The organism is Pseudomonas sp. B21-021, assembly GCF_024749205.1.
Lineage (GTDB): Bacteria > Pseudomonadota > Gammaproteobacteria > Pseudomonadales > Pseudomonadaceae > Aquipseudomonas > Aquipseudomonas paraglycinae.
This window is the reverse complement of the sequence record NZ_CP087192.1, coordinates 4,525,470-4,547,531: the sequence shown is the minus strand read 5'-3', so window position 1 is coordinate 4,547,531 and position 22,062 is coordinate 4,525,470. Positions and strand designations below refer to the sequence as shown.

Below are 22,062 nucleotides of genomic sequence, written 5' to 3'. Positions count from 1 at the left end.
CATTGCGTGGGCTTTTTTTATTTCGGGCCGAGAATCTTCGCCAGTTTGTCCGGCGTCGGCGCGCCTTGCTGTTGTTGCAGTTCGCCCTTGTCGTCCATGTAAAAGATCGCCGGGGTGGCCTGCAAGTCCAGGTCTTCCATCAACTGCATGTTCGCCGCGAGTTTGGTCTGCACGGCGACCGGAATGTCCTTCAAGGCCTTGAGGGTGCTGGCCTTGCCGGCCTTCTCATGATCCTCTAGGGCTTTGCTCGGGTCCTTGGCGGCGAGCAGGGCGGCGGATTTGGCCGGGCTGTCTTCGCGGATGATGCCGACCATGATGTGCCGCAACTGCACCTTGCCGGCCTTGACCCATGGGCGGGCCTGTTCCCAGAACATGTTGCAGTAAGGGCAGTTCGGATCACTGAACAGGTACACGGTGCGCGGCGCGTCCTTGTTGCCGTCCTGAATCCAGTTGCTGGCTTCGAACTTGGCCCAGACTTCCTTGGCCATCGGCGCGTAGACCAGTTTTTGCAGCGGTTCGCTGCTCAGGTCCTTGCCGTCGGCGTCATACAGATTGCCCAGCAGCACATGCTTGCCGTCCGGCGTCAGGTACAGCGCCATGCCGCGGTTCTGGTATTGCGCGGCGTAACCGCGCAAGCCGTCCGGCGCGTCGAACTGGCCGACGATTTTCGCGCCTTTGGCTTCGATCTTCTTGATCGCTTCAGGCAGTTCTTCGGCGGCCTGGACCGACGGCAAGTGCAGCAGGGCTGCGCTCATGGTCAGCGTCAGCAGGTGGCGGAGGCGGGGCATGGCAGTTTCCTTGAAGAAGAGGTGGCCGGATTCGGGCTGGAAGCCGGGGTGTCGAAGTTTTCCAGGGCGCGGGCCAGGCTGGCATTCGACAACTCGCCCAGATGGCTGCCCAGCAGGCGACCGTCCGGGCTATAGAACAGCGTAGTCGGCAGGGCCATGGAACCCACGGCCTGGCCGAGGCGTCCGCTGCGGTCGAACAGCACGTTGTTCAGGCTCAAGCCCTGGGTTTCGAGAAACGTGGCGACGCTTTGCATGCTTTCGGCCTGGTTGACGAACAGGAACGTCAGGTCCGGGCGTTGTTGCTGTGCGTTTTCCAGCACCGGCATTTCCCGGCGGCACGGCGGGCACCAGGTGGCCCACAGGTTGATCACCAGCGGCCCGCCCTGATAGTCGGTGAGTTTCACGGTTTCCCCGGCGGCGTTGCGCAGGGTGATGTCCGGCAGGCGCGTGCCTTGCTCGTAGATGTTCAGCGACAGGGTCGCCAGCACCCAGAACGCCACGCCGCTGACCACGCTGAACCCCAGCGGCCGACGCACGCCCGGCCGGCGCCAGCCGCGATACAGCGCCGCCAGCAACAGCACGATCACCCCCGGCCAGGCGAGAAAACCGCCGTCGCGCAGATCGATGATCTGCCACAGATCATTGCGATAGTGGCCCCAGTACACAGCGACAAACGCAATGCGCGCCGCCAGCATGCCGAGCAGAAACAGGCTGAACAGCGCCGACTCGGGGTTGTCACCGCCGCGCTTGGCTACCCGCCAGCCGACGAAGGTCGCCAGCGCCAGCGCGCTGATCAGCAGCAGGTGGTTGAGTGCGATGGCAAAGGTGCCGAGGGTGAAGGTCAGCATTAACGGGCGTCTCGGGTGGTGGTCCAGCGTTGCAGGAAAGTATCGGCATCGACCTCGCCGGTGATGCGCTGGCTGCGGCGCTCTTCGCCGTCGGCGCCGATCCACACGAAACTCGGTGGCCCCGGCACTTTATAACGACCGAGCAGTTCGCGGCTGGCGGCATTGTCGGCGGTGACGTCGAGTCGGAGCAAGCGCACATCGCTCAGGGCCTGCATCACCCGCGCCTGGCCGAACACCTGTTTCTCCATGACTTTGCACGACGTGCACCAGTCGGCGTAGTAATCGAGCAGCACCCACTGGCCCTGCGCTTTGGCGGCGTCGAGCTCGCGTTGCAGGGCAGCGGGATCCTTGATCGTCGTGAAGGCTTCGTGGCCGCTGGGCGCCGCAGATCCGACGCGGCCGGCGCTGTACACCTGCAACGGCTGATACGGATCGTCACTGCCGCCTGCCGCACCGACCACCAGCAGACTGCCCCACAAGCCCAGCAACAGCGAACCGGCACCGAACAGGTGAGCCACGCGACCGAAGCCGTCGGACTGTTTCCAGGCACTGTAAGCGGCGATCAATAGCAGTGCGCCGCACAGACCCAGCCACAGCGACGGATCCAGCACCGGTCGCAGCATCAGCAGCGCCGTGGCGAGAAACAGGAAACCGAACACGCCCTTGAGCAGGTTCATCCACGCGCCGGGCTTGGGCAGGAAGCGATTGCCGACGGTTACCAGCAACAGCAGCGGAACGCCGATGCCGATGCCCAAGGCAAACAGGATCAGACCGCCGTGCAGCGCGTTGCCACTTTGCGCGATGTAAAGCAGGGCGCCCGCCAGCGGTGCGGTCATGCACGGGCCGACCAGCAGACCGGACAGTGCGCCCAATACGCCCGCGCCGATCAGACTGCCGCCGCGCTGACTGCGCGAGGCATGTTCCAGTCGATCCCGCAGGGCCACCGGCAATTGCAGCTCGAAGAAGCCGAACATCGGCAGCGCCAGAACCACAAACACCGCCGCGAACGTCCCGAGCAGCCACGGGTTCTGCAACCACGCCTGCAGGTTGGCCCCCAGCAGCGCGGCGATGACGCCCATCGCCGCATACACCAGCGCCATGCAAACCACATAACTGCCGGCCAGCGCGAAACCGCGACGTGGCGTGGCGCCGCTGCCCACCACCATGCCCGCCAGAATCGGCAACATCGGCAACGAACACGGGGCAAACGCCAGCAGCAGGCCTAGGCCGAAGAACACCAGCAGGCTCCAGCCCAGCGAATGCTGTTGCAGACCGCTGGCCAGTGCCTGATCCGGCGCTTCATCTGTCGTTGCTGCGGCTTTGCCGCCGAGGTCGATCACTCGGGTTTGCGGTGGATAGCAAAGACCGGCATCGGCGCAGCCCTGATAACTGACCTTGATCTGGCCCTGTGCGGCTGCCGGGATTTTCAGCTCGAGGCCCTGGCGATAAACCGGCTGTTCGCCGAAATACTCGTCGCTGTGGGACTCGCCTTCGGGCAGGGCCGGGACGTTTTGTGTCGCCAGCCCGTCGAACTTCAGACGCTTCTGATACAGGTAATAGCCGTCGGCAATTTGCCAGAACAGCTGGGTCTCACCGGAATCCAGACGTTCCGAGGTCAGTACGAACGCCTTGTCGACCGGCAAGAACTCCGGTTTTGATGCAAAGGGATCATTACCTGCCTGGGCCAGACTCGAAATCAACAGTGCAAACAATAGAAAAAAATGACGCATGGAGGAGCCTTGTCCCTGTGCAATTGAGGGGCACAGTGGCGGGCGGCGATTAACCGATGATTAACCGGAGTTATCCATGCGTCGAACCTGCGAGACGCTGCAGCATTGCAAACGAATGAGGGAATCAGAGACCGCGGGTTAACCCGGCGAATGTGTCACTGACATTGCGCACACCTCCCTCGACAGCGCCTTTTTGCATATTGAAAACCACAAACTGGTCATTGGTCAGGAAGATGCACCAGAGGTTATCGCTGAACGTCGGATCAATCTGCGCCGCAGTAACAAGGCGATCTTTATAAGGTGCAAGTCCGGGCAGTATTGCATTGGCTTGGTGATTGATTTTTTGCGTCACAGTGTGGAATGTCAGACGAGTTCCGTCATTCAACAGGAAAAGAAACTCGTACTTGTGTCCGATGGCTTCCAGCCAGGTGCCGGCAACGATTCTGTCGAAGTAAGGCAGGATCGGCGTCCAGAGAGAGTTGGATAGATCGTAAAAGGCATCAGCCTTGTCATTGTCCTGGTCATAGGCGCACACCCACGGGCGATCACCGTTGTAGAAGAACAACCAGGCAATGTCCTTGTCGCCTGCCCTTGTTTGCGTAAATCCGAAGCGCAGGTGCTTGGCATAGGCATCGAATCCTGGCCAGTTTCCCTTGATCGGTTTTGGATATTCGTTGGGTACTTTTTCATCGCCATTGTTGTAGCGGGAGAATTGATCAGTATCTTTGAAGAAGAAGTAAATCCGGTCAGGGCCGGAGCGCCAGTCAATGGCGACGAAGTTGTTAAGTTTGGACATTTGATGTTTGCTTCTGAAGAATGATAGTTGTTTGATTTGATGTTTGTGTGTTTTGCAGTTGGAGGTTATATCGATAAATAGTGGTTGTGCACTGATTTAGTGATTGCTGTTTGTGACATTGGGTGGTGTTAAGTTATTGCCTGTGAACTTGTTAGTTGTCGTTGCAGTAATTGGCGTTGAGAAAGACCTCGCCCGTGGTCGTATACGTCGGGATCGTGCTTTTCCTTGGCGCGGGCAGTGTCCATAATTGCCGCTTAATCCTCTCCTGCTTGAATCGCGTTTTTTCTCATGGAGCTCCCATGCACGTACTGGTTTGCGAAGACGATGAGTTGATCGCCAGCGGGATCGTCGCCGGGCTGACGGCACAAGGCCTGACGGTCGAGCACGTCAACACCGCCTCCAAGGCGCGGGCGATCCTCAAGGTTGCCGAATTCGACGTGATGGTGCTCGATCTCGGCCTGCCGGACGAAGATGGCCTCAAGTTGCTGCAACAATTGCGTCAGCAAGGCCTGGAGATTCCGGTGCTGATCCTCACTGCGCGTGACTCGGTCACCGACCGTGTCGACGGTTTGCAGTCCGGTGCCGACGACTATCTGCTCAAGCCTTTCGATCTGCGTGAGTTGTTCGCCCGTCTGCAAACCCTGCTGCGCCGGGTGGCCGGGCGCAGCGTCAACCTGATCGAACACGGTGCGCTGACCTACGACCCGAGCAGTCGCGAAACCACGCTCGCAGGCCGTTCGGTGGACCTGTCCCGTCGCGAACAATCCCTGTTGCAAGCCTTGCTGCACAACCGTGGCCGAGTGCTGTCCACCGAGCAGTTGAAGGACAGCGTCTACGGTTTTAACGATGAGCTGGAGAGCAACGCGCTCAACGTGCACATCCATCACCTGCGCAGCAAACTGGGTAAGGGTATCGTCGAAACCGTGCGTGGCCTCGGTTATCGCCTGGGCCCGGCCGATGGTGGAGAATCTGACAAGTGATGAGTCTGCGCCTGCGCCTGAGCCTGACCCTCGGCGCCGCGTTCGCGCTGATCTGGGCACTGGCGGCCGCCTGGATGCTCAGCGACTTGCGCAACCAGATGATGTTTTCCCTCGACCAGCGCCTGGTGGCGTCGGCGCGGATGGTCGCCGGGTTGTTGGAGCAATTGCCCGCTATCCCGAGCAAAGGCGAAGGCACTCATTTCAGCGCCGAACAACTGAACATTCCCGGCGGCATGGCCTGTCAGGTCAGCTCGTTGCGCGGGGAGATTCTCGCCCGCAGCCACAACAATCCGGAACAGGCGCTGGAAGCCCAGAAAATGGGCTTCCACGATCAGATGATCGATGGCGCGCCATGGCGCAGCTTCACCCTGGCCCGGGGCGATGTGCGGATTACCACCGCCGACCGGGTGATCGAGCGCGAAGCCCTGAACATGTCGATCCTGCTGGCGGCCTCGGTGCCGGTTGGCGTGGCGCTGCTCGGCTGCCTGTGCCTGTTGTGGCTGGGGATTGGCCAGGGCCTGGCACCGCTCAACCGTTTGCGTGAAGCCTTGATGCGCCGCAACGCCGATTCGCTCGAGCCGTTGCAGTTGCAGTCATTCCCCAGCGAACTGAAACCGCTGCTCGAAACCCAGAACCAGTTGTTCCAGCGTATCGGCAAAACCATCGAACGCGAACGTCGCCTGACCGGCGATGCCGCCCATGAACTGCGCAGCCCGCTGACGGCGATCAAGACCCACCTGCAAGTGGCGCGCATGACCGAAGGCAACGCCCGCGATCAGTCCCTGGCCCGGGCCGAGGAGGGCGCCGACCGCTTGCACCGGACCCTTGAGCAATTGCTGTTGCTGGCCCGGGTCGAAGGCAGTTTATCGTTCGATGACGGTGTGCAGTGCAGTGCCGAACAGGTGGCGAAACTGGCGATTCAGGACTCGGCCAGCGACCAGCGCCAGCGCATCAAGCTGCACCTGCCTGAACGCTTGTCCGGTGCCCCCCTGCAAATGCCGGCGGTGCTGTCGATCGCAGCCTTGCGCAACCTGCTGGATAACGCCCTGCGACACACGCCGACCGACGGCGCGGTAGAGCTGAGCCTGGAAACCTCCGTCACTCACGTGCGTTTCGTGGTGCGCGATCATGGGCCGGGCATTGCCCCGGACGATCTGCAACATCTGACCCAGCGCTTCTGGCGCAACGGCCAGAGCACCGGCTGCGGACTCGGGCTGGCGATTGTCCAGGCCATCGTTCAGCGCTGCGCCTGTACCCTGCATTTCGACAGCCGTCCGGATGGCTTGCGGGTCGAGCTGACCATGCCGCTGCAACCGGTCTGAAATGTTGCCAGGCACATCAAATGTAACCTCTCTCCATTAGTCATCCGCCGGCCGCAACGTTATTGTCGCCCCAGCCTTTGACTCAATGGATTGAGGGAAACAGCGCCATGGAAGCACCCATCCACATTTGTCCCGCCACAGTCGCCGACGCCGGCATCATCAGCCGGATTCTCGAACGCTCGATCCGTGTCGCTTGCGCGCTTGACCATCGCAACGATCCCCAACTGGTCGACCGCTGGGTTCGCCGACAATCGGCGGAACACATCAGCGGCTGGCTCGCTGATCCGCATCTCTATCTGAATATCGCGCTTCTTCACGATAAACCGGTCGGCGTCGGCATGGCCGCAGCCAATGGCGAGATTACGTTTTGTCATGTGCAGCCGGAGTGGTTTCGCCGGGGCGCGGGCCGCGCGCTGATGGGCGATCTCGAGGCTTGGCTGAGGATTCGTGGCCAGCCTTGCGTCACGCTCGCCAGTACGCGAACCGGCGAGGCGTTCTACCGGCGCCTGGGGTATCGCGAAGCGGCGTCTGCCTTCACGCATCACGGCGTTTTGTGCCTGCCGATGCACAAGCCACTGGCATTGTCGGCCTGACATTCGATCAAGGGTGTAAATCCTCGACACGCTGGTGCGTTTCCAGAACAGGAAAACCTGCATGTGCGCCCCGCGACCGGAACGCGCACCTGCCCGGTGTGCAGTTTTGGTCACTATCCATAGCGTATTGAGGGGTCGAGAGATGTCAGTCGCCACCAGCCTTATCGAAGAGTCGTCGGCCCGGATCGCCTCCGCGCCGGCTGAAACGCTGTATCAATTCAATGAGTCGCCGTTGCTGGCCCGGCAGAGCCAGCAGGAGTCCAATGCCCGCAGCTACCCGCGCCGGATTCCGCTGGCGCTGAAGCGCGCCAAAGGTCTTTACGTCGAAGACGTCGAGGGCCGTACCTTCATCGATTGTCTGGCGGGTGCCGGCACCTTGGCGCTGGGGCATAACCATCCGGTGGTGATCGAAGCGATCCAGCAGGTGCTGGCCGATGAGCTACCGCTGCACACCCTGGACCTGACCACGCCGGTGAAAGACCAGTTCGTGCAGGACCTGTTCGGCCTGCTGCCTCCAGCCTTGGCCAAGGAAGCGAAAATCCAGTTCTGCGGCCCGACCGGCACCGACGCGGTGGAAGCCGCGCTGAAACTGGTGCGCACCGCCACCGGGCGCAGCACCGTGCTGTCGTTTACCGGCGGTTACCACGGCATGAGCCAGGGGGCCTTGAGCCTGATGGGCAGCCTGGGGCCGAAAAAGCCGCTGGGTGCGCTGCTCAGCAACGGCGTGCAATTTATGCCGTTCCCGTACGACTACCGTTGCCCGTTCGGCCTCGGTGGCGCGGCGGGTTTGAAGGCCAACCTGAGTTATCTGGAAAACCTGCTCAATGATCCCGAGGCCGGCGTGCAATTGCCGGCAGCGGTGATCGTCGAAGCGGTGCAGGGCGAGGGCGGTGTGATTCCGGCGGACATCGAGTGGCTGCGCGGTCTGCGCCGAATCACCGAGAAGGCCGGCGTCGCATTGATCGTCGACGAAATCCAGAGCGGTTTCGCCCGTACCGGCAAGATGTTTGCCTTCGAGCACGCCGGCATCACTCCGGACGTGGTGGTGCTGTCCAAAGCCATCGGCGGCAGCCTGCCGCTGGCGGTGGTGGTCTATCGCGACTGGCTCGACACCTGGCAGCCCGGCGCCCACGCCGGTACGTTCCGTGGCAACCAGATGGCGATGGCCGCCGGTTCTGCGGTGATGCGTTATCTGGTCGAGCACAAGGTCTGCGAACACGCCGCCGCCATGGGCGAGCGCTTGAGCGAGCACTTGCACATTCTGCAGCGTGACTTCCCGCAACTGGGCGACATTCGCGGTCGTGGCCTGATGCTCGGTGTCGAACTGGTCGATCCGAACGGCACGCCGGACGCACTCGGCCATCCGCCGGCCTTCGCACGTCTGGCGCCGCTGGTTCAGCGCGAATGCCTCAAGCGCGGGCTGATTCTGGAGTTGGGCGGGCGTCACGGTGCGGTGGTGCGATTCCTGCCGCCACTGGTGATCACCGCCGCAGAAATCGACCGTGTCGCCGAGATCTTCGGTCGTGCGTTGAGCGCCGCGACTGCCGGCCTGTAAATTTTTCGCCGCGTCGAACGTTCTTTCTACATACCCGGCTGCACCCGTCGTGCAGCCCACCCTTACAGCGATGGAGACACAGCATGACGTCAGTATTCGACCGCGAGGACATCCTCTTTCAAGTCGTGGTCAACCACGAAGAGCAGTACTCGATCTGGCCGGACTACAAGGCCGTGCCGGAAGGCTGGCGCACCGTTGGCAAGAGTGGCCTGAAAAAGGAATGCCTGGCCTACATCGAAGAAGTCTGGACCGACATGCGCCCGCTGAGCCTGCGCCAGAAGATGGAAGCGCAAGCGGCTGCACAGTAAGTCTTCAGGCAAAAAGAAACCCGCTGGACTGGAAACAGTCAGCGGGTTTTTCATGTCCGAAAGATCGGCCTTGATGATCGTTCCCACGCTCTGCGTGGGAATGCCTCATTGGACGCTCCGCGTCCGCTTCGGAAGGGACGCGGAGCGTCCCGGCTGCATTCCCACGCAGAGCGTGGAACGATCACTTCTCCTCAGGCGCCGGCCAGGCCCTTGAGCAGCACATCCACATTGCCTTCCAGCTCTGCCACTGGATCCGCCGCATCGGTGCTGAGCACCAGCAGATGACTGCCCGATTCGGCAATTGCCGCTTTCACCGCGTCCGACGGCTGCCGATGGTGCAGCACCACCGCCACGTCATTGTCTTTCAGGGTGGCGGTCAGTTTTTTCAGATCTTCCGGCGTCCACTCGGCATCCGGTCGCGCGTCCTGTCCGATCAATTCCAGATTCAGGCTGCCGATCAGGTAACCGAAGTGATCGCTCAGGCTCATCACGCTCAGGTTGTCGGCACTGGCCAGACGCGCCTCGCTGTCGGCACTGAGCTTCAGCAGGCGCTGCTTCAGTGCCGCCAGATTGGCCTCGATTTTCGGTTTGTCCTTCGGCGCCAGGCGCACCAGGTCCGCCGCCATCACGTCGGCCATGCGCCCCATGTTGTTGCTCGCCAACCACGGCTGGCTGTTCAAACCGTCGACCTTGAGCCCCGGTTGCACGGCAATGCCGGGCAGGGCGCCGTCCACCGGGCGGGCAGCGTCGACTTCGACGATGCGGATGTTGCTGCGGCGGGCGATCGGGTACAGCGGATCGTCGGTCCATAGCGAGCGTACGCCGATCACCGCATCGGCGCCGGTGGCCAGTTTGCTCAGCGCCGGGGCGCCGCGCCCGGTGAAGTAGGCGGTCTGGCGACTGCCCGGCAGATTCGCCGGCGCCGCGCGCTCGAGGCTGATGTCAGTGCCCTTGAGCAGGACTTCGCCCAGACCATAAGTGATGGGCAACGAGGCCAGCACCCGCAGCGGTTTCTCGGCAGCCAGCAGAGGGCTGGAAACCGCGCCGCTGAGGGCGATGGCCAGGGTCAGTTGTCGCAATGAAAAAGCCATTTATCCAAGGTTCCCTTTCAGACTGGGGACGACGCCCCGGGCAATCGCGGCGAGGGCGAAGGCGATACCGGCGACCAGAATGATCGCGGCGCCGGACGGAATCGGCAGGTCGAACACGATCGGCGCGAGAATCCCGCACAGCGTACTGACCGTGGCAATCAGCACCGAACACCAGAAAAAGCCCTTGAGCGAATGGCTGAGCAAGCGGGCGGCCGCCGCCGGAATCACCAGCAGTGCACCGACCAGAATCGCGCCGATGACTTTTACTGCCGCGACGGTGATCAGCGTCACCAGAATCACGAACAGGTAATCCAGGGTTTTCACCGCGACGCCGCGCACCGCCGCCAATTGCGGGTTGAAGCTGGCGAGCATGATGCGGTTGTACAGCGGCAGGGCCAGCGCCATGACCAGCGAGCCAACAATCGCCAGCACCAGCAGGTCGTTACCGTTGACCGTCAGCACCGAGCCGAACAACACGTTTTCCAGAATGTGCACGTTGATCTTGCCCGCCAGAATCAGCAGCAGGCTGGCGCCCAAGGCGAGGGACACCGACAGGAACACGCCGATCAATGTGTCGGGTGCCAGGCCGGTGCGGTTGCGCAGGTAGTTGAGCAAAATGCCGAACAACAGGCAGTAGCCGAACAGGCTGCCGTACGGGCCGGTGTAGGGTTCGCCGAGCAGGATGCCGATGGCCACGCCGGTCAACGCCGCGTGGCCCACCGCCTCGGAGAAAAACGCGAAGCGCTTGACCACCACCAGCGTGCCGAGACCACCCAGTACCGGGCCGATCAGCAGACCGGCCAGCAGCGCATTGACCACAAACCCGTAGGCCAGGGCTTCCGGCAAGTAACCGGAGGAGGCCCAGCCTTGCACCATCAAACGAAAGGCTTCGTAACTCATCAGGCAGCGCTCCGTGGATGGGTCGAGAACAGGGTCAGCAGGCGTTCCGGGGTCAGGGCCTGTTGCGGCGAGGCGTCGAACAGCACGCGGCGGTTGAGGCCGGTGACGCGATTGGCCAGTCGCCCGACCGCTTCCAGATCGTGCTCGATCCACAGCACCGTGATGCCCGCCGCGCGCCAGTCGCCGAGCAGGCGTTCGAACACCTGGATCCCGGCTTCGTCGAGGGCCGACATCGGTTCATCCAGCACCAGCAATTGCGGTGCTGGAATCAGGCCCTGAGCAAGCAGTACCCGCTGGCGTTCGCCACCGGACAGCGCACCCATCCGGCGCTTGCGCTTGTCCTGCATGCCGACTCGCTCCAGCGCATCACCGATGGCGCCGGCGTAGCGTTTACTCAAGCCGAGGAAGGCCGGGCGACGCTGACACATGGCGGCCATGAAATCATCGACGGTCATCGGCAGACCCCGATCGAACTCCAGCGCCTGCGGCACGTAGCCGATGGTGCCGGGTTCGCCGGGCCATTGCAGGCTGAGCCAGCCCTGATGGGGCATCTGCCCGAGCAGGGTCTTGATCAGCGAACTCTTGCCGCCGCCGTTGGGGCCGACCAGCGCATGCACGCTGCCGGGCTGCACCTGGAAGGTGACTTTGTCGAGGATCGTCGTGCGGCCGAGGGTCAGGCTGACGTCGGCGAAATCCAGGGTCGGGCCGTTATGGGTGATTGAGAGGTTTTCCTGGGCCGTCATGCGCCGGACTCCTGAATCGCCCGAACCACGGTGTTGAGGTTGCCGGTCATTTCCTTTTCGTATTTGTCGGCGGTGTATTCGCCATAGGAAATGTGCGACAGCGGGTACAGCTTCACACCGGATTCACGCTGGATGGTTTCGACGTAGGTGGACGGGAAATCCATCTCGGAGAAGATCACTTTCACGTCCAGCTCGCGCAGTTGGTCGATGGTTTTCTTCAACTGGCTCGGACTCGGCTCGATGCCGTGGGCCGGCTCGACCACGGCGGTGACTTCCAGACCGAATTCGCGCAGCAGGTAGTCATAGGCGGCGTGCACCGTGGCCACTCGCAGTTCGGCGTTCGGCGCCTGGGTCAGTTTGGCCAGGGCGTCGGCGCGCATCTGCCGCAGGCGTTTGCCATAGGCGCGGGCGTTCTGGGTGTAGGTCTTGGCGTTGTCCGGGTCGAGCTTGCCCAATTCCCGGGCGATGTTGTTGACCTGGGCAATCGAGGCGCTGATCGACAGGAACGTGTGTGGGTTCACCACTTTGCCGGCACCGCGCGCGGCAACCCCGGTGGCGGCCAGCAACGGCACGTTTTCGTTGGCTTCGATGGTCTTGATGTTCGGCGTTTCGCTGGCGGCGATCATGCGGTCGGCGAAGTCGTCATGACCGACGCCGTTGAGCACGATCACGTCCAGCCCGCTGATGCGCTTGATGTCTTCGGCGCGCGGCTCGTAGGCGTGCGGGTTGAAGCCGGCGGGAATCAGCGGCACGACCTCGGCCTTGTCACCGACGATGTTCGCCACATAACTGTAATACGGATGCAGGGTAATGCCGATGCGCAGGCGTTTGGCCTGATCGGCGCTGGCCAGCGGGCTCAGCAGGCAGGCGCACAGGCCGATCAGCAGCAGGCGCAGGAAAGGACGGCGTTGAGATGAACTAGGCATGGGCAAGCGGTCTTCTCTCGAATGAAGGCGAGGGTTCAACGACGATGTTCGCGGGTCACCCCGGCATCGAATTGCGCGACGATCTGTTTCCAGCCGGCGGCGGACAGCGCTGCGTCGGACAGGTCTGCCGGCGCTTGCAGGTCGGTGGCGCGGTTGAGCCAGATGTCCGGCGCGGCGTCATCGGCTGCGTTCAGGCGCATCAGAAACGAACCGGCCACGGCCGGTGCCTGGCTGTGGCCGAAGTAGGCGCGGTCGGCCAGCAACTGCCAGGCATGACCACCACGACTCACGGAACTGGCGTCCTGGGCGAACGGCGCGAAACCTTCATCCGCCAGGTTCTGCGGGGTTGGCAGCTTTTGCTGTTCTTCGCGCAGCAGGTGGATTTCGTCGAGGGTTACTCGCAGGTCGGCGTAGATGCCTTGCTCGCTGGCGCCGAGGTCGCGACGGGCATCGAGCTGATGGCTGGAAACCGGTTCGGGTTCGTGGGACACCCCGCGCCACGCCACCACGGAACCGGCGACCGCGAGGATCAACAGGCACATCAGCAGCACATTGAGGGTTTCATGTCCGGCACCGGCCGGGCGTACAACCTGGGTGGTCGGCGTGGTCATGGGGCTTCGATATCCGCTTGGTCGATTTCGACCACATGGCCGGGGCCGGCGTCGAACAGCACGTAGAACTCGGCGCCGGGTTTCTTGAACGTCAGGGTCGAATCGGCGCCGAGCTTGCCCGGCACGAGGATGGTTTCGTCGTAGCCGATCACATCGAGGGTCACCCCCGGTGCGCCGCTACCGTCGGAGAAGCCGCCGGTGCATTTGATCTGCTCGGCGTCGATGGCCTTGCACTCGCACATCGGGTTGTGGGCCAGGGCGCTGGCGCTGAAACCGGCACACAGCACCAGCATCAGGCTGCTCAGGCGCAGGCGGGAAAAGCGTCGGGCGAGAGTCATGGTTTGGCTCCTTGTTTGTTCAGCCAGGCGATGGTGGCGGGGGAGGCCTGGCTCAGGGGGATCGAGGCCTGATGCATGCTGCCGTCCCAGCCTTCCATGGTGATCCACAGTTCGGCGTCGGTTCGGGTCTTTTCCGGAATCGGCAACTGGGTGCCCATGCGATACGGCGTGCCGAAGAAGATCACCCCGGCGGCGCGCAGGCTTCGCGGTTTGCCGATGCGCAGGTAGGTGGCCTTGACCTGATCGATGCAGGCATCACACAACGCGACATTGAAGCTTTTCATGTGGCCGGCAGGCCCGGCGGGGCGGGGCGCCTCGTCACGGAATTCGGCCATGCGCAGGCTCCAGGGGCCGACCTGGACTTCTCCGACTTCGCGTTCGCCCAGGCCAGTGTCGCCGCGAAACAGAGACTGGTCCGCAAAGTACCGGGGCATGAAGCCCAGCGGGATCAACAGCAGCAACACGTTGATGTGGAAGCGCCACTTGTGCCAGAACAGGCTCAGGCGTGAAGGACGGTTTGCAACGTTGGACTGGCTCACGGGTTGACCTCCGACGGTTCACGGTTCAGGGCCGGTTGCGCCTTGACGCGTTGCTTCTTGTGCTCGCGCTTGAGGGCGTTGGCGGTGGCCAATGCGGTGCGTTTGGTCCAGATCAGCAGTCCGCTGAGCACCATCATGCTCAGCAACAGCCCGAAGAAGAACCAGATCAACTTGATCCACAACCCGCCGAAGTCACCGGTGTGCAACGGCCGCATGGATTCGGTGACGAACTCCAGCGAAGTCCGGTCGGACAGCAGGCGCGAGGCAGCGATTTCGCCGTTGTACGGATTGATCGTCGCGCGCTGATACATCAACGGATACCAGCCGCGCCCCCCGATATCGAGGTGGCTGTAGGCGTTGCCCGGCAGGCTGACATAGCTGGTTTCCAGCCCGGGGATTTTCTGCTGGGCGATCTCGATCGCGCGATCGAGGCTGATCTGCGGGGCCGGCGAACCGTCCGCCGAGAGGGGCACGCTCTCACGGGACATGGCCGGAATCACCGGTTCGCTCGAGATGGAAATGTGGTTGTCGGCCAGCAGCGCCTGAATCAGGAACCAGGTGCCGGTAATCGAAATCACCGCAATGAACCAGATCGACCAGATGCCGCTGAGGCGGTGGAAATCGCCCCAGAAAATCCGCGCGCCGTGGCGAAATCGCAAGGTCGGGCTGAAAAAGCCTTTCCAGAAGCGCTTGTACACCACCAGCCCGGTCACCAGCGAGGCGAGCATGGGCAGGCCGAGGATCGACACCAGGTACCAGCCCCAGCTGTAGCCATTGGTGAAGGGCACCAGCCACCAGCCATGCAGGGCGCGGGTGAAACCTTTGAAATTGAACGCTGGGGCCTCGCCCTGAATGACGCCCGTGTACGGGTTGACGTAGACCGTCAGCGAGCGCCCGTCGGGGTAGCTGACGCGGACATCGAGGGCAAAGTGCGATTCATCGGGGCGGTCGATTTCTTGCACGACCGTTTGCGGCTCGGCTTTCTTGATGGCTGCGATGATCTGGTCGTAGCTGAGCAGCGGCGCATCGTCCGACGGCGCGCTGGCGCGCATCTGCGGGTTGGCCAGCCAGACGATTTCCTGGCTGACCACCGCCAGGGTGCCGGTGACGCAGACGATCAGCACGAAAAACCAGATCGGCAACGCCAGCCAGCTGTGTACCAGGAACCACAGTTTCGAGCGGGATTTCTTCGACATGATGACAAGTCTTGATTCAGAGTGAGGGGGCGGTACTACGGGCTTCGCAGCACGGGGTTCCCCTGAAAGGCCGGTCGTGGCTTTTGCCTACGCGACCAGCCCGCATCTCTATAAGACGGATGACCGAAGCAAATCCCGATAAACGATATGAAAGTAAATGTTTCGCGATTGCATGTTGCTGTCGCGTGGGCAGATTTCTGCGGGGGAGGCGAAGCAGTCCGACGGCACATGCCGTCGGATTGAAGGAGGGGGAATCAGCGGAGAAAGTCGAGCGCTTCGGTGAGCAACAGTTCAGGGACTTCTTCGGCGAGGTAATGCCCGGCCGGCAAAGCCTTGCCCCGTACGTCGGTGGCAACCTGTTGCCATTCCTTGAGCGGATCGAAGCAGCGACCGACAGTGCCCTCGGCGCCCCACAGCACCAGCAAAGGCAGGTTCAGGTGGCGACCGGCCGCGAGATCGGCGCGATCATGTTCCAGGTCGATGCCGGCACTGGCGCGGTAGTCCTCGCAGATCCCCCGAGCACTGCCGGGACGTTCCAGGCAACGCCGGTATTCGCTGAAGGCCTCGTCGGTGAAGGGCGCGAGCCCGGCGCTGCGGCTGCCCATGACACTGCGCAGGTAACCTTCGGGATCGGCTTCGATCAGGGTTTCCGGCAACGGCGCCGGGCGGATCAGGAAGAACCAGTGCCAGTAGGCCCGGGCAAAGGCTTCATTGGTCTGGCTGTACATCGCCAGCGTCGGCGCGATGTCGAGCAGGACCATGCGCTGCACAACTTCGGGATGATCAAGGGCCAGGCGATGGGCGACCCGCGCGCCACGGTCATGGGCAAGGATCGAGAACTGCGTGAAGCCCAGCGCTTTCATCAATTCCACGCCGTCGCGGGCCATTTCGCGTTTGGAATAGTTGGTGTGCCGCTCATCGGCCGGCGGTCGGCTGCTGTCGCCATAACCGCGCAGGTCGGCGGCGATCACCGTGAAGTGCTCGGCCAGTTGCTCGGCGATCTTGTGCCAGATGACGTGGGTCTGCGGGTGCCCGTGCAACAGCAGCAGGCCCGGGCCGCTGCCTTTGAGGCGGTAGCTGATGTCCACACCGTTGACGTGGCGCTGGTCTTTGACGAATCCGGCAAACATCGGGTGATCCTTTATTCAGGCGAGTGGCCTGCATCCTGAAATCGCCGGGCGTTCATGACAAGACGTGAAGCGTGGTTCGACGGTTCATGAATCGTGTTCGCCCATCCCCGCGCGCTGCACGGGAGTGGACACTCGGCGTTGCTAACCCTGCTGGAACATTTCCTTCGCCCGCTGCTCGATCTGCTCTTGTGTCAGATCCTCCTTGCGCGTGGCGAGGAACCACAGATGCCCATACGGATCTTTCAACGTCCCGCTGCGGTCGCCGTAGAACTGATCCTTGACCTCTGATACCGAGGTAGCGCCGGCATCCAGTGCGCGCTGAAAAGATTTGTCGACATCGGTCACGTACAGATGCAAACCGACCGAAACGGCTTTGTCCGGATTGCTCAACGGCCCTTGATCGCACGGCGAGCCGAGCATGATCGCGCTGTCACCGATGCGCAGTTCGGCGTGGCCGATGCCGCCGTCGGGCATGCTCAGGCGCATGACTTCGGTGGCACCGAACGCCTTCTTATAGAAGTCGATGGCTTCGGCAGCTTTGTGAATGCCGAGGTACGGGGTAATGCTGTGATACCCCTCGGGAATGGGTTTGACGCTCATGGCGGTACTCCCTGTTATTTGTTGCCTGGTTTTTATTAGAGGTTGAAGGTGTGCCTTCGCCGGGGTTGCCGGTCGCTCAACTATAGATCCGTACCATCGCCCTGAACGACTACCCGACGAGCAGCCACCGCACTGTTCAGCCATCGACAGTGAAGCAACAGAATGCGCGGGTTTTTCATCGTCAGATACCCTGAAAATCCGCTGTAACCCCCGAAAGACAAGGCCTGTCGGTCAGGCACAGAAGCTGCAATGACCCGGTACAAAACCGATACCGAGAGTCATCCATGTCTGAATCTGCCGTTTATCCGATCAACCCGCCGGCCGCCCACCGGATCGCCGACGACGTTGAAGCCTTGCGCGTGGCCGCGCAGGTCGCCGCCGTCTTGCAGGAACACGCCGCCGAGCGTGACCGCAGCCGCGAAGTGCCCGCCGAGATCGTCGATCTGTATTCCAACAGTGGCCTGTGGGGCATCACCGTGCCGAAGGAATACGGCGGCGCGCAGGTGTCCTGTGCGGTGCTAGCGCAGGTGATTGCGATCATTTCCGCCGCCGATCCGTCGCTCGGGCAGATCCCGCAAAACCATTACTGCCTGCTCGAAGACATCCGCCTGCAAGGCACCCCGGCGCAGCAGGCGCATTTCTTTGAGCTGGCGCTGCAAGGTCATCGTTTCGCCAACGCGCTGTCGGAAACCGGCGGCAAGAATGTGCAGGACATTCAGGCGACCCTCCGCCGTTATGGCGCCGGTTTCGTGATCAACGGTCGCAAGGGCTACTGCACCGGTTCGCTCTACGCCCACTGGCTGGCGGTGCTGGCGCTGGATGAAGAACAGAAGGGCCAGTTGGCCTTCGTCGAACGTGGCACGAAAGGGCTGGTGATCGTTGATGATTGGGACAGCATCGGCCAGCGCACCACGTCCAGCGGCACGGTGCTGGCGCAAGATTTACAGGTGGCACCATTCAATCTGTTTCCGACGTACCGTTCCTACGAGAACCCGACCCTGGCCGGGCCGTTCGCCCAGTTGACCACCGCCGCCATCGACGCCGGCATCGCCCGGGCAGCCTTGCGCGATACCGTGGAATTTGTCCGCCAGTTCGCCCGACCGTGGATCGATGCGGGTGTGGAAAAGGCCAGTGAAGATCCGCTGACGATCATTCAGATCGGCGCGCTGGAAATCCGCCTGGAAGCCGCCGAAGCCTTGCTCGAACGCGCGGGTTGGGCGCTCGACGCTGCACGTCCGGCACCGGATGAAGACAACGTCGCGCTGGCGTCCCTGGCCGTGGCCAAGGCCAAAGTGCTGACCACCGAAATCGCCATCGAGGCCAGCAACAAGCTGTTCGAACTCGGCGGTACCCGCTCGACCCTGAAGAAGCACAACTTCGACCGCCACTGGCGCAACGCTCGGGTCCATACCCTGCATGACCCAGTGCGCTGGAAATACCACGTGGTCGGCAACTGGCTGCTCAACGGGGTCAAACCACCGCGCCACGACTGGTCCTGATCATGGCCGAATGGTTCAAGCACATTTACTGGGCCGACATCGCTCAGGCCTGTCTCGACACCCTGAGCATGCTCGGCGCGGCGCTGCTGTTCACGGTGTTGCTGGGCTTGCCGCTGGGGTTGCTGCTGTTCCTCACCGGCAAGCGCCAGTTGCATGAAACGGTTGGCCTGTACCGGGTGCTGTCGGTGATCGTGAACATGCTGCGTTCGCTGCCGTTCATCATTTTGCTGATCGTGCTGATTCCGCTGACTACGTTGCTGGTGGGCACCTCGCTGGGCGTGCCCGGGACCATTCCGCCATTGGTGGTCGGTTGCACACCATTCTTTGCGCGGCTGGTGGAAACCGCGTTGCGCGAAGTCGATCGCGGCGTGGTCGAGGCGACCCAGGCGATGGGCGCCAACACCTGGCAGATCATCCGCCACACCCTGCTGCCGGAAGCCCGCGGCGGGTTGCTGGCAGCGGTGACGGTCACCGCCATCGTGCTGGTGGATTACACGGCGATGGCCGGCGTGATCGGTGGCGGCGGGCTCGGTGATCTGGCGATCCGCTACGGCTATCAGCGCTTTCAGACCGACGTGATGGTGGTCACCGTGGTGTTGCTGCTGATTCTGGTGCAGGCCCTGCAAATGACCGGTGACCGTCTGGTGGCGCACTACAGCCGACGCTGAAAAAACAAGTTCAACCCATAAAGGCCCCACGTTCACCCCACGACGGCCACTCAAATCTGCCTTGGAGCACAGCATGAAAAAGACCCTGGCCGTACTGGCTGCCGTTCTGTCGTTCGGCGCCCATGCCAACGAAAAACTGATCGTCGGTGCCACCCCGGTGCCGCACGCGGAAATCCTCGAGTTCGTCAAACCGACCCTGGCCAGGGAAGGTGTGGATCTGGACATCAAGGTCTTTACCGACTTCATCCAGCCCAACCAGCAACTGGCGCTGAAAAACCTCGACGCCAACTATTACCAGTACCGGCCGTTTCTCGATGATTTCAACAAGACTCGCCATACCGATCTGGTGCCGGTGGTCGGCGTGCACATCGAACCGTTCGGTGCTTACTCGACCAAGATCAAGAACATCTCGGAACTGAAGGACGGCGCCAGCGTGTCGATCCCCAATGACCCGGTGAACACTGGTCGCGCCCTGGTGCTGCTGCACGAGGCGGGACTGATCAAACTCAAGGACCCGAGCAACACCCTGGCCACCCAGCGCGACATCGTCGAAAACCCCAAGCACCTGAAAATTCGTGAACTGGAGGGCGCGTTGCTGGCTCGTTCGGTGGGTCAGGTGGACCTGGCGTTCGTGTTCGCCAACTACGCGCTGGAAGCCGGGATCGACACCAACAGCGCGCTGATCGTCGAGAAGGGCAAGAGTCTATACATCGAGTTTCTGGTCGCACGTCCCGACAACATCAACGACCCGGGCCTGCAGAAACTGGCCAAGGCGTTGAATTCCGATGAAGTGCGTCAGTTCATTCTGACCCGCTACAAAGGGCAGATTGCGCCGGGCTTCTGATGGATCGAATTGGGGGTTCCCATGGCATGGGAACCCTCACTTGGGTACGTCGAGAAAGTGCGCCCCCGGCCCTTGCTCGCCCAGCACATCGCCCTGATTGCGCAGCGGGCAGGCTTCCATCGACAGGCATCCGCAGCCGATGCAACCGGTCAGTCGATCCCGCAGCAGCATCAACTGATTGATCCGCTCGTCCAGCTCCCGCCGCCACTGCTCCGACAACACTTTCCAGTCCGCCGCCGTTGGTGCGCGGTTGTCCGGTAGCTGTTTCAACGCCTCGCCGATTTCTGCCAGCGGAATGCCCAGGCGTTGCGCCACCTTGATCAGCGCCACCCGCCGCAGTACTTCCCGTGGATAACGCCGCTGGTTGCCGGCATTGCGCTGGCTCTTGATCAACCCTTTGGATTCATAAAAGTGCAGGGCGGTGACCGCCACACCGCTGCGGGCCGCGACTTCGCCGACGGTCAATTGCTTGTGCACATTTTCCGCAGTGACCATTTGCAAATTGCCCCTTGACCTCTAGTTAACTCGAGGTTTTACCCTGCAGGCCTTCGAATCGCAAGATTCGTCTGACAGAGTGGGGATGTCATGCAAGCACCAGCGAAAAACCGCAGCTTTACCCAATTGATCGAATTTGAAATCGAACCCGGCCAGCAACCGGCGCTGGTCTCGGCGCTGGCGGTGCAGACTGAACGTCTGGCCCAGCGTTACGCCGGTTTCGTCAGCGCCAGCGTCCAGGCCAGCGACGATGGCCGGCGAGTGTTGAGCTTTCTGCAATGGCAGTCCCGCGAGGCGGGGGAGGCGGCGTTCCAGAGTTTCGAAACCGGCGAGCAGGATTTCTGGCAACTGATCCGCACCCATCAGGCGCGCACCGTGACCTTCGGTTCATTCCAGGTGCTGAGCAGCATCGCCCGCAGTCATGACGACGGCTTGCACTGCCAACTGGTTGGCTAGATCGACAGCTGGATCAAGCGCTCGCCTTGCAGGTTTTCCGTGGGTCGCCGCTTGTTCACCGCCAGTTCGCCGATCTTGATCAGCCGCGTGCGGGTGACGTTGCGGCTCAGGCCGAGCAGGGACGCAGTGTGCACCTGGTTGTAATGGCAGAAGCGATAAGCCGCGCGCAGCAACGCGTCTTCGACTTTTTCATGCAGGGCGCCGGCCTGTTGCTCGAAGAGTTTCTGGAAGGCGCGTTCCAGCAGCGCTTCCGGTGAGTCGTCGGCGGTCGCGTGCTGATCGTCCGGACGGTCGATGCGCAGGTTCGACAGGCGCAGATCGTCGCGTTCGATCAAGCCGTTACGGCAGATCAACAGCGTGTGATGGATGACGTTTTCCAGTTCGCGGATGTTGCCCGGCCAACTGTAGCCGCGCAGCTTGTGCTCGGCGCCGGGGCTGATGGTGATGCGTCCGTAGCCCAGGCGCTGACTGTAGGCCTCGATGAAATGCCGGGTCAGCGGCAGGATGTCGCCGGGCCGATCGCGCAACGGGCTCAGCTCCAGATTGACCACGTTCAGCCGGTAATACAGATCCTCGCGGAAATGCCCGGCGTTGATGGCTTTCTCCAGTTGCACGTTGGTCGCCGCCAGCACTCGCACATCGATGGGAATGCTCTTGCGCGAACCCAGGCGCACCACTTCACGCTCCTGCAACACCCGCAGCAATTTGACCTGAATGGCCATCGGCAGATCGCCGATTTCATCAAGGAACAAGGTGCCGCCATCCGCCTCTTCAAACCATCCGGCCTTGGCGCTGAGGGCGCCGGTGAAGGCGCCTTTTTCATGGCCGAACAGTTCGGCTTCCACCAGCGATTCGGAAAACGCCCCGCAGTTCACCGCAATGAACGGCCGGTTGCGCCGGTTGCTCAGGTTGTGGATGTGCCGCGCTACCAACTCTTTGCCGGTGCCGGTTTCGCCGATGATCAGCACGCTGGCTTCGCTCGGCGCGACCTGTTGCAGATGCGCGAGCAGGGCCTGGGATTTCGGGTCTTCGAACACCTGGGCAGTGGCGCGAATCGAAGTGGCCAGGGCGGGTGAGGGCGGCAGGGTCAGCAGTTGCATGGGTCT

At 62.2% G+C, this 22,062-nt stretch carries 25 protein-coding genes; 9 read left to right on the top strand and 16 right to left on the bottom strand.

Annotated features, from left to right (window positions below; all coding sequences use genetic code 11):
* Positions 1 to 17: 17 nt before the first annotated feature.
* From dsbG to LOY31_RS20320, 4 genes are all read right to left on the bottom strand, one after another.
* On the bottom strand, positions 18 to 788 hold the full coding sequence (gene dsbG, locus LOY31_RS20335; protein WP_179694212.1) for a thiol:disulfide interchange protein DsbG: 771 nt from the start codon (positions 786 to 788) through the stop codon (positions 18 to 20).
* Positions 764 to 1,636 carry a TlpA disulfide reductase family protein gene (locus LOY31_RS20330; RefSeq protein WP_258712142.1) on the bottom strand — a complete coding sequence of 291 codons (873 nt, stop codon included), beginning with the start codon at positions 1,634 to 1,636 and terminating at the stop codon, positions 764 to 766. The genes dsbG and LOY31_RS20330 overlap by 25 nt, the downstream gene beginning before the upstream one ends.
* Positions 1,636 to 3,366 (bottom strand): protein-disulfide reductase DsbD, encoded by a 1,731-nt coding sequence (gene dsbD, locus LOY31_RS20325; protein ID WP_258712141.1) that lies wholly within the window; start codon positions 3,364 to 3,366, stop codon positions 1,636 to 1,638. The genes LOY31_RS20330 and dsbD overlap by 1 nt, the downstream gene beginning before the upstream one ends.
* A gap of 124 nt (positions 3,367 to 3,490) precedes the next feature.
* A complete protein-coding gene (locus LOY31_RS20320) occupies positions 3,491 to 4,162 on the bottom strand; it encodes a hypothetical protein (protein ID WP_221535626.1) in 672 nt (223 codons plus the stop codon).
* Between the two features lie 299 nt (positions 4,163 to 4,461).
* On the opposite strand from LOY31_RS20320, the gene LOY31_RS20315 reads away from it, so the two are divergent.
* The 5 genes from LOY31_RS20315 to LOY31_RS20295 all read left to right on the top strand — a co-directional run bounded on the left by LOY31_RS20315 (position 4,462) and on the right by LOY31_RS20295 (position 8,920).
* Complete coding sequence (locus LOY31_RS20315; RefSeq protein WP_258712140.1) at positions 4,462 to 5,142, top strand: response regulator; 681 nt, start codon at positions 4,462 to 4,464, stop codon at positions 5,140 to 5,142.
* On the top strand, positions 5,142 to 6,464 hold the full coding sequence (locus LOY31_RS20310; RefSeq protein WP_258712139.1) for an ATP-binding protein: 1,323 nt from the start codon (positions 5,142 to 5,144) through the stop codon (positions 6,462 to 6,464). The genes LOY31_RS20315 and LOY31_RS20310 overlap by 1 nt, the downstream gene beginning before the upstream one ends.
* A 107-nt stretch (positions 6,465 to 6,571) precedes the next feature.
* Positions 6,572 to 7,057, top strand: a complete 486-nt coding sequence (locus LOY31_RS20305) for a GNAT family N-acetyltransferase (protein ID WP_258712138.1) — start codon at positions 6,572 to 6,574, stop codon at positions 7,055 to 7,057.
* 142 nt (positions 7,058 to 7,199) lie between these two features.
* Positions 7,200 to 8,612 (top strand): aspartate aminotransferase family protein, encoded by a 1,413-nt coding sequence (locus LOY31_RS20300; RefSeq protein ID WP_258712137.1) that lies wholly within the window; start codon positions 7,200 to 7,202, stop codon positions 8,610 to 8,612.
* 83 nt (positions 8,613 to 8,695) lie between these two features.
* Positions 8,696 to 8,920 carry an MbtH family protein gene (locus LOY31_RS20295; RefSeq protein ID WP_007917715.1) on the top strand — a complete coding sequence of 75 codons (225 nt, stop codon included), beginning with the start codon at positions 8,696 to 8,698 and terminating at the stop codon, positions 8,918 to 8,920.
* Between the two features lie 191 nt (positions 8,921 to 9,111).
* On the opposite strand, the gene LOY31_RS20290 is transcribed toward LOY31_RS20295, so the two are convergent.
* The 10 genes from LOY31_RS20290 to LOY31_RS20245 all read right to left on the bottom strand — a co-directional run bounded on the left by LOY31_RS20290 (position 9,112) and on the right by LOY31_RS20245 (position 16,994).
* Positions 9,112 to 10,011 (bottom strand): metal ABC transporter solute-binding protein, Zn/Mn family, encoded by a 900-nt coding sequence (locus LOY31_RS20290; protein WP_258712136.1) that lies wholly within the window; start codon positions 10,009 to 10,011, stop codon positions 9,112 to 9,114.
* A complete protein-coding gene (locus tag LOY31_RS20285; protein WP_258712135.1) occupies positions 10,012 to 10,911 on the bottom strand; it encodes a metal ABC transporter permease in 900 nt (299 codons plus the stop codon).
* Complete coding sequence (locus tag LOY31_RS20280) at positions 10,911 to 11,654, bottom strand: metal ABC transporter ATP-binding protein (RefSeq protein WP_258712134.1); 744 nt, start codon at positions 11,652 to 11,654, stop codon at positions 10,911 to 10,913. Before LOY31_RS20280 ends, LOY31_RS20285 begins: the two co-directional genes overlap by 1 nt.
* A complete protein-coding gene (locus LOY31_RS20275; RefSeq protein WP_064598220.1) occupies positions 11,651 to 12,580 on the bottom strand; it encodes a metal ABC transporter substrate-binding protein in 930 nt (309 codons plus the stop codon). The genes LOY31_RS20280 and LOY31_RS20275 overlap by 4 nt, the downstream gene beginning before the upstream one ends.
* 35 nt (positions 12,581 to 12,615) lie before the next feature.
* Complete coding sequence (locus LOY31_RS20270) at positions 12,616 to 13,191, bottom strand: DUF6162 family protein (protein WP_258712133.1); 576 nt, start codon at positions 13,189 to 13,191, stop codon at positions 12,616 to 12,618.
* On the bottom strand, positions 13,188 to 13,529 hold the full coding sequence (locus LOY31_RS20265) for a hypothetical protein (RefSeq protein ID WP_007955813.1): 342 nt from the start codon (positions 13,527 to 13,529) through the stop codon (positions 13,188 to 13,190). The genes LOY31_RS20270 and LOY31_RS20265 overlap by 4 nt, the downstream gene beginning before the upstream one ends.
* A complete protein-coding gene (locus LOY31_RS20260; RefSeq protein WP_085607072.1) occupies positions 13,526 to 14,068 on the bottom strand; it encodes a thiamine pyrophosphate-binding protein in 543 nt (180 codons plus the stop codon). The genes LOY31_RS20265 and LOY31_RS20260 overlap by 4 nt, the downstream gene beginning before the upstream one ends.
* On the bottom strand, positions 14,065 to 15,264 hold the full coding sequence (locus LOY31_RS20255) for a PepSY domain-containing protein (protein WP_085607070.1): 1,200 nt from the start codon (positions 15,262 to 15,264) through the stop codon (positions 14,065 to 14,067). Before LOY31_RS20255 ends, LOY31_RS20260 begins: the two co-directional genes overlap by 4 nt.
* A gap of 254 nt (positions 15,265 to 15,518) precedes the next feature.
* Complete coding sequence (locus tag LOY31_RS20250) at positions 15,519 to 16,394, bottom strand: alpha/beta fold hydrolase (RefSeq protein ID WP_258712132.1); 876 nt, start codon at positions 16,392 to 16,394, stop codon at positions 15,519 to 15,521.
* A 141-nt stretch (positions 16,395 to 16,535) separates the two neighbouring features.
* A complete protein-coding gene (locus LOY31_RS20245; protein ID WP_085607067.1) occupies positions 16,536 to 16,994 on the bottom strand; it encodes a VOC family protein in 459 nt (152 codons plus the stop codon).
* A 284-nt stretch (positions 16,995 to 17,278) separates the two neighbouring features.
* Between LOY31_RS20245 and LOY31_RS20240 the strand changes: the two genes are divergently transcribed.
* The 3 genes from LOY31_RS20240 to LOY31_RS20230 all read left to right on the top strand — a co-directional run bounded on the left by LOY31_RS20240 (position 17,279) and on the right by LOY31_RS20230 (position 20,005).
* Complete coding sequence (locus LOY31_RS20240; protein ID WP_258712131.1) at positions 17,279 to 18,493, top strand: SfnB family sulfur acquisition oxidoreductase; 1,215 nt, start codon at positions 17,279 to 17,281, stop codon at positions 18,491 to 18,493.
* A 2-nt stretch (positions 18,494 to 18,495) separates the two neighbouring features.
* Positions 18,496 to 19,161, top strand: coding sequence for a methionine ABC transporter permease (locus LOY31_RS20235; protein WP_007955819.1), 666 nt, complete (start codon positions 18,496 to 18,498; stop codon positions 19,159 to 19,161).
* 73 nt (positions 19,162 to 19,234) lie between these two features.
* The gene (locus LOY31_RS20230; RefSeq protein ID WP_258712130.1) at positions 19,235 to 20,005 is read left to right on the top strand and encodes a MetQ/NlpA family ABC transporter substrate-binding protein; all 771 of its coding nucleotides are present in this window, start codon (positions 19,235 to 19,237) and stop codon (positions 20,003 to 20,005) included.
* 36 nt (positions 20,006 to 20,041) lie between these two features.
* On the opposite strand, the gene soxR is transcribed toward LOY31_RS20230, so the two are convergent.
* Complete coding sequence (gene soxR, locus LOY31_RS20225) at positions 20,042 to 20,500, bottom strand: redox-sensitive transcriptional activator SoxR (RefSeq protein WP_085607061.1); 459 nt, start codon at positions 20,498 to 20,500, stop codon at positions 20,042 to 20,044.
* A gap of 90 nt (positions 20,501 to 20,590) precedes the next feature.
* On the opposite strand from soxR, the gene LOY31_RS20220 reads away from it, so the two are divergent.
* Positions 20,591 to 20,956: an antibiotic biosynthesis monooxygenase gene (locus LOY31_RS20220; protein ID WP_007955823.1), complete on the top strand. Its 366-nt coding sequence runs from the start codon at positions 20,591 to 20,593 to the stop codon at positions 20,954 to 20,956.
* Here LOY31_RS20220 and LOY31_RS20215 read toward each other — a convergent pair.
* Positions 20,953 to 22,056: a sigma-54-dependent Fis family transcriptional regulator gene (locus tag LOY31_RS20215; protein ID WP_258712129.1), complete on the bottom strand. Its 1,104-nt coding sequence runs from the start codon at positions 22,054 to 22,056 to the stop codon at positions 20,953 to 20,955. The two genes, LOY31_RS20220 and LOY31_RS20215, sit on opposite strands and share 4 nt — an antisense overlap.
* Between the last annotated feature and the right edge of the window lie 6 nt (positions 22,057 to 22,062).

Excerpts from the sequence above, each read along its gene's own strand:
- dsbG (WP_179694212.1), bottom strand. The coding sequence starts at position 788 with ATGCCCCGCCTCCGCCACCTGCTGACGCTGACCATGAGCGCAGCCCTG.
- LOY31_RS20330 (WP_258712142.1), bottom strand. The coding sequence starts at position 1,636 with ATGCTGACCTTCACCCTCGGCACCTTTGCCATCGCACTCAACCACCTG.
- dsbD (WP_258712141.1), bottom strand. The coding sequence starts at position 3,366 with ATGCGTCATTTTTTTCTATTGTTTGCACTGTTGATTTCGAGTCTGGCC.
- LOY31_RS20320 (WP_221535626.1), bottom strand. The coding sequence starts at position 4,162 with ATGTCCAAACTTAACAACTTCGTCGCCATTGACTGGCGCTCCGGCCCT.
- LOY31_RS20315 (WP_258712140.1), top strand. The coding sequence starts at position 4,462 with ATGCACGTACTGGTTTGCGAAGACGATGAGTTGATCGCCAGCGGGATC.
- LOY31_RS20310 (WP_258712139.1), top strand. The coding sequence starts at position 5,142 with ATGAGTCTGCGCCTGCGCCTGAGCCTGACCCTCGGCGCCGCGTTCGCG.
- LOY31_RS20305 (WP_258712138.1), top strand. The coding sequence starts at position 6,572 with ATGGAAGCACCCATCCACATTTGTCCCGCCACAGTCGCCGACGCCGGC.
- LOY31_RS20300 (WP_258712137.1), top strand. The coding sequence starts at position 7,200 with ATGTCAGTCGCCACCAGCCTTATCGAAGAGTCGTCGGCCCGGATCGCC.
- LOY31_RS20295 (WP_007917715.1), top strand. The coding sequence starts at position 8,696 with ATGACGTCAGTATTCGACCGCGAGGACATCCTCTTTCAAGTCGTGGTC.
- LOY31_RS20290 (WP_258712136.1), bottom strand. The coding sequence starts at position 10,011 with ATGGCTTTTTCATTGCGACAACTGACCCTGGCCATCGCCCTCAGCGGC.
- LOY31_RS20285 (WP_258712135.1), bottom strand. The coding sequence starts at position 10,911 with ATGAGTTACGAAGCCTTTCGTTTGATGGTGCAAGGCTGGGCCTCCTCC.
- LOY31_RS20280 (WP_258712134.1), bottom strand. The coding sequence starts at position 11,654 with ATGACGGCCCAGGAAAACCTCTCAATCACCCATAACGGCCCGACCCTG.
- LOY31_RS20275 (WP_064598220.1), bottom strand. The coding sequence starts at position 12,580 with ATGCCTAGTTCATCTCAACGCCGTCCTTTCCTGCGCCTGCTGCTGATC.
- LOY31_RS20270 (WP_258712133.1), bottom strand. The coding sequence starts at position 13,191 with ATGACCACGCCGACCACCCAGGTTGTACGCCCGGCCGGTGCCGGACAT.
- LOY31_RS20265 (WP_007955813.1), bottom strand. The coding sequence starts at position 13,529 with ATGACTCTCGCCCGACGCTTTTCCCGCCTGCGCCTGAGCAGCCTGATG.
- LOY31_RS20255 (WP_085607070.1), bottom strand. The coding sequence starts at position 15,264 with ATGTCGAAGAAATCCCGCTCGAAACTGTGGTTCCTGGTACACAGCTGG.
- LOY31_RS20250 (WP_258712132.1), bottom strand. The coding sequence starts at position 16,394 with ATGTTTGCCGGATTCGTCAAAGACCAGCGCCACGTCAACGGTGTGGAC.
- LOY31_RS20245 (WP_085607067.1), bottom strand. The coding sequence starts at position 16,994 with ATGAGCGTCAAACCCATTCCCGAGGGGTATCACAGCATTACCCCGTAC.
- LOY31_RS20240 (WP_258712131.1), top strand. The coding sequence starts at position 17,279 with ATGTCTGAATCTGCCGTTTATCCGATCAACCCGCCGGCCGCCCACCGG.
- LOY31_RS20235 (WP_007955819.1), top strand. The coding sequence starts at position 18,496 with ATGGCCGAATGGTTCAAGCACATTTACTGGGCCGACATCGCTCAGGCC.
- LOY31_RS20230 (WP_258712130.1), top strand. The coding sequence starts at position 19,235 with ATGAAAAAGACCCTGGCCGTACTGGCTGCCGTTCTGTCGTTCGGCGCC.
- soxR (WP_085607061.1), bottom strand. The coding sequence starts at position 20,500 with ATGGTCACTGCGGAAAATGTGCACAAGCAATTGACCGTCGGCGAAGTC.
- LOY31_RS20220 (WP_007955823.1), top strand. The coding sequence starts at position 20,591 with ATGCAAGCACCAGCGAAAAACCGCAGCTTTACCCAATTGATCGAATTT.
- LOY31_RS20215 (WP_258712129.1), bottom strand. The coding sequence starts at position 22,056 with ATGCAACTGCTGACCCTGCCGCCCTCACCCGCCCTGGCCACTTCGATT.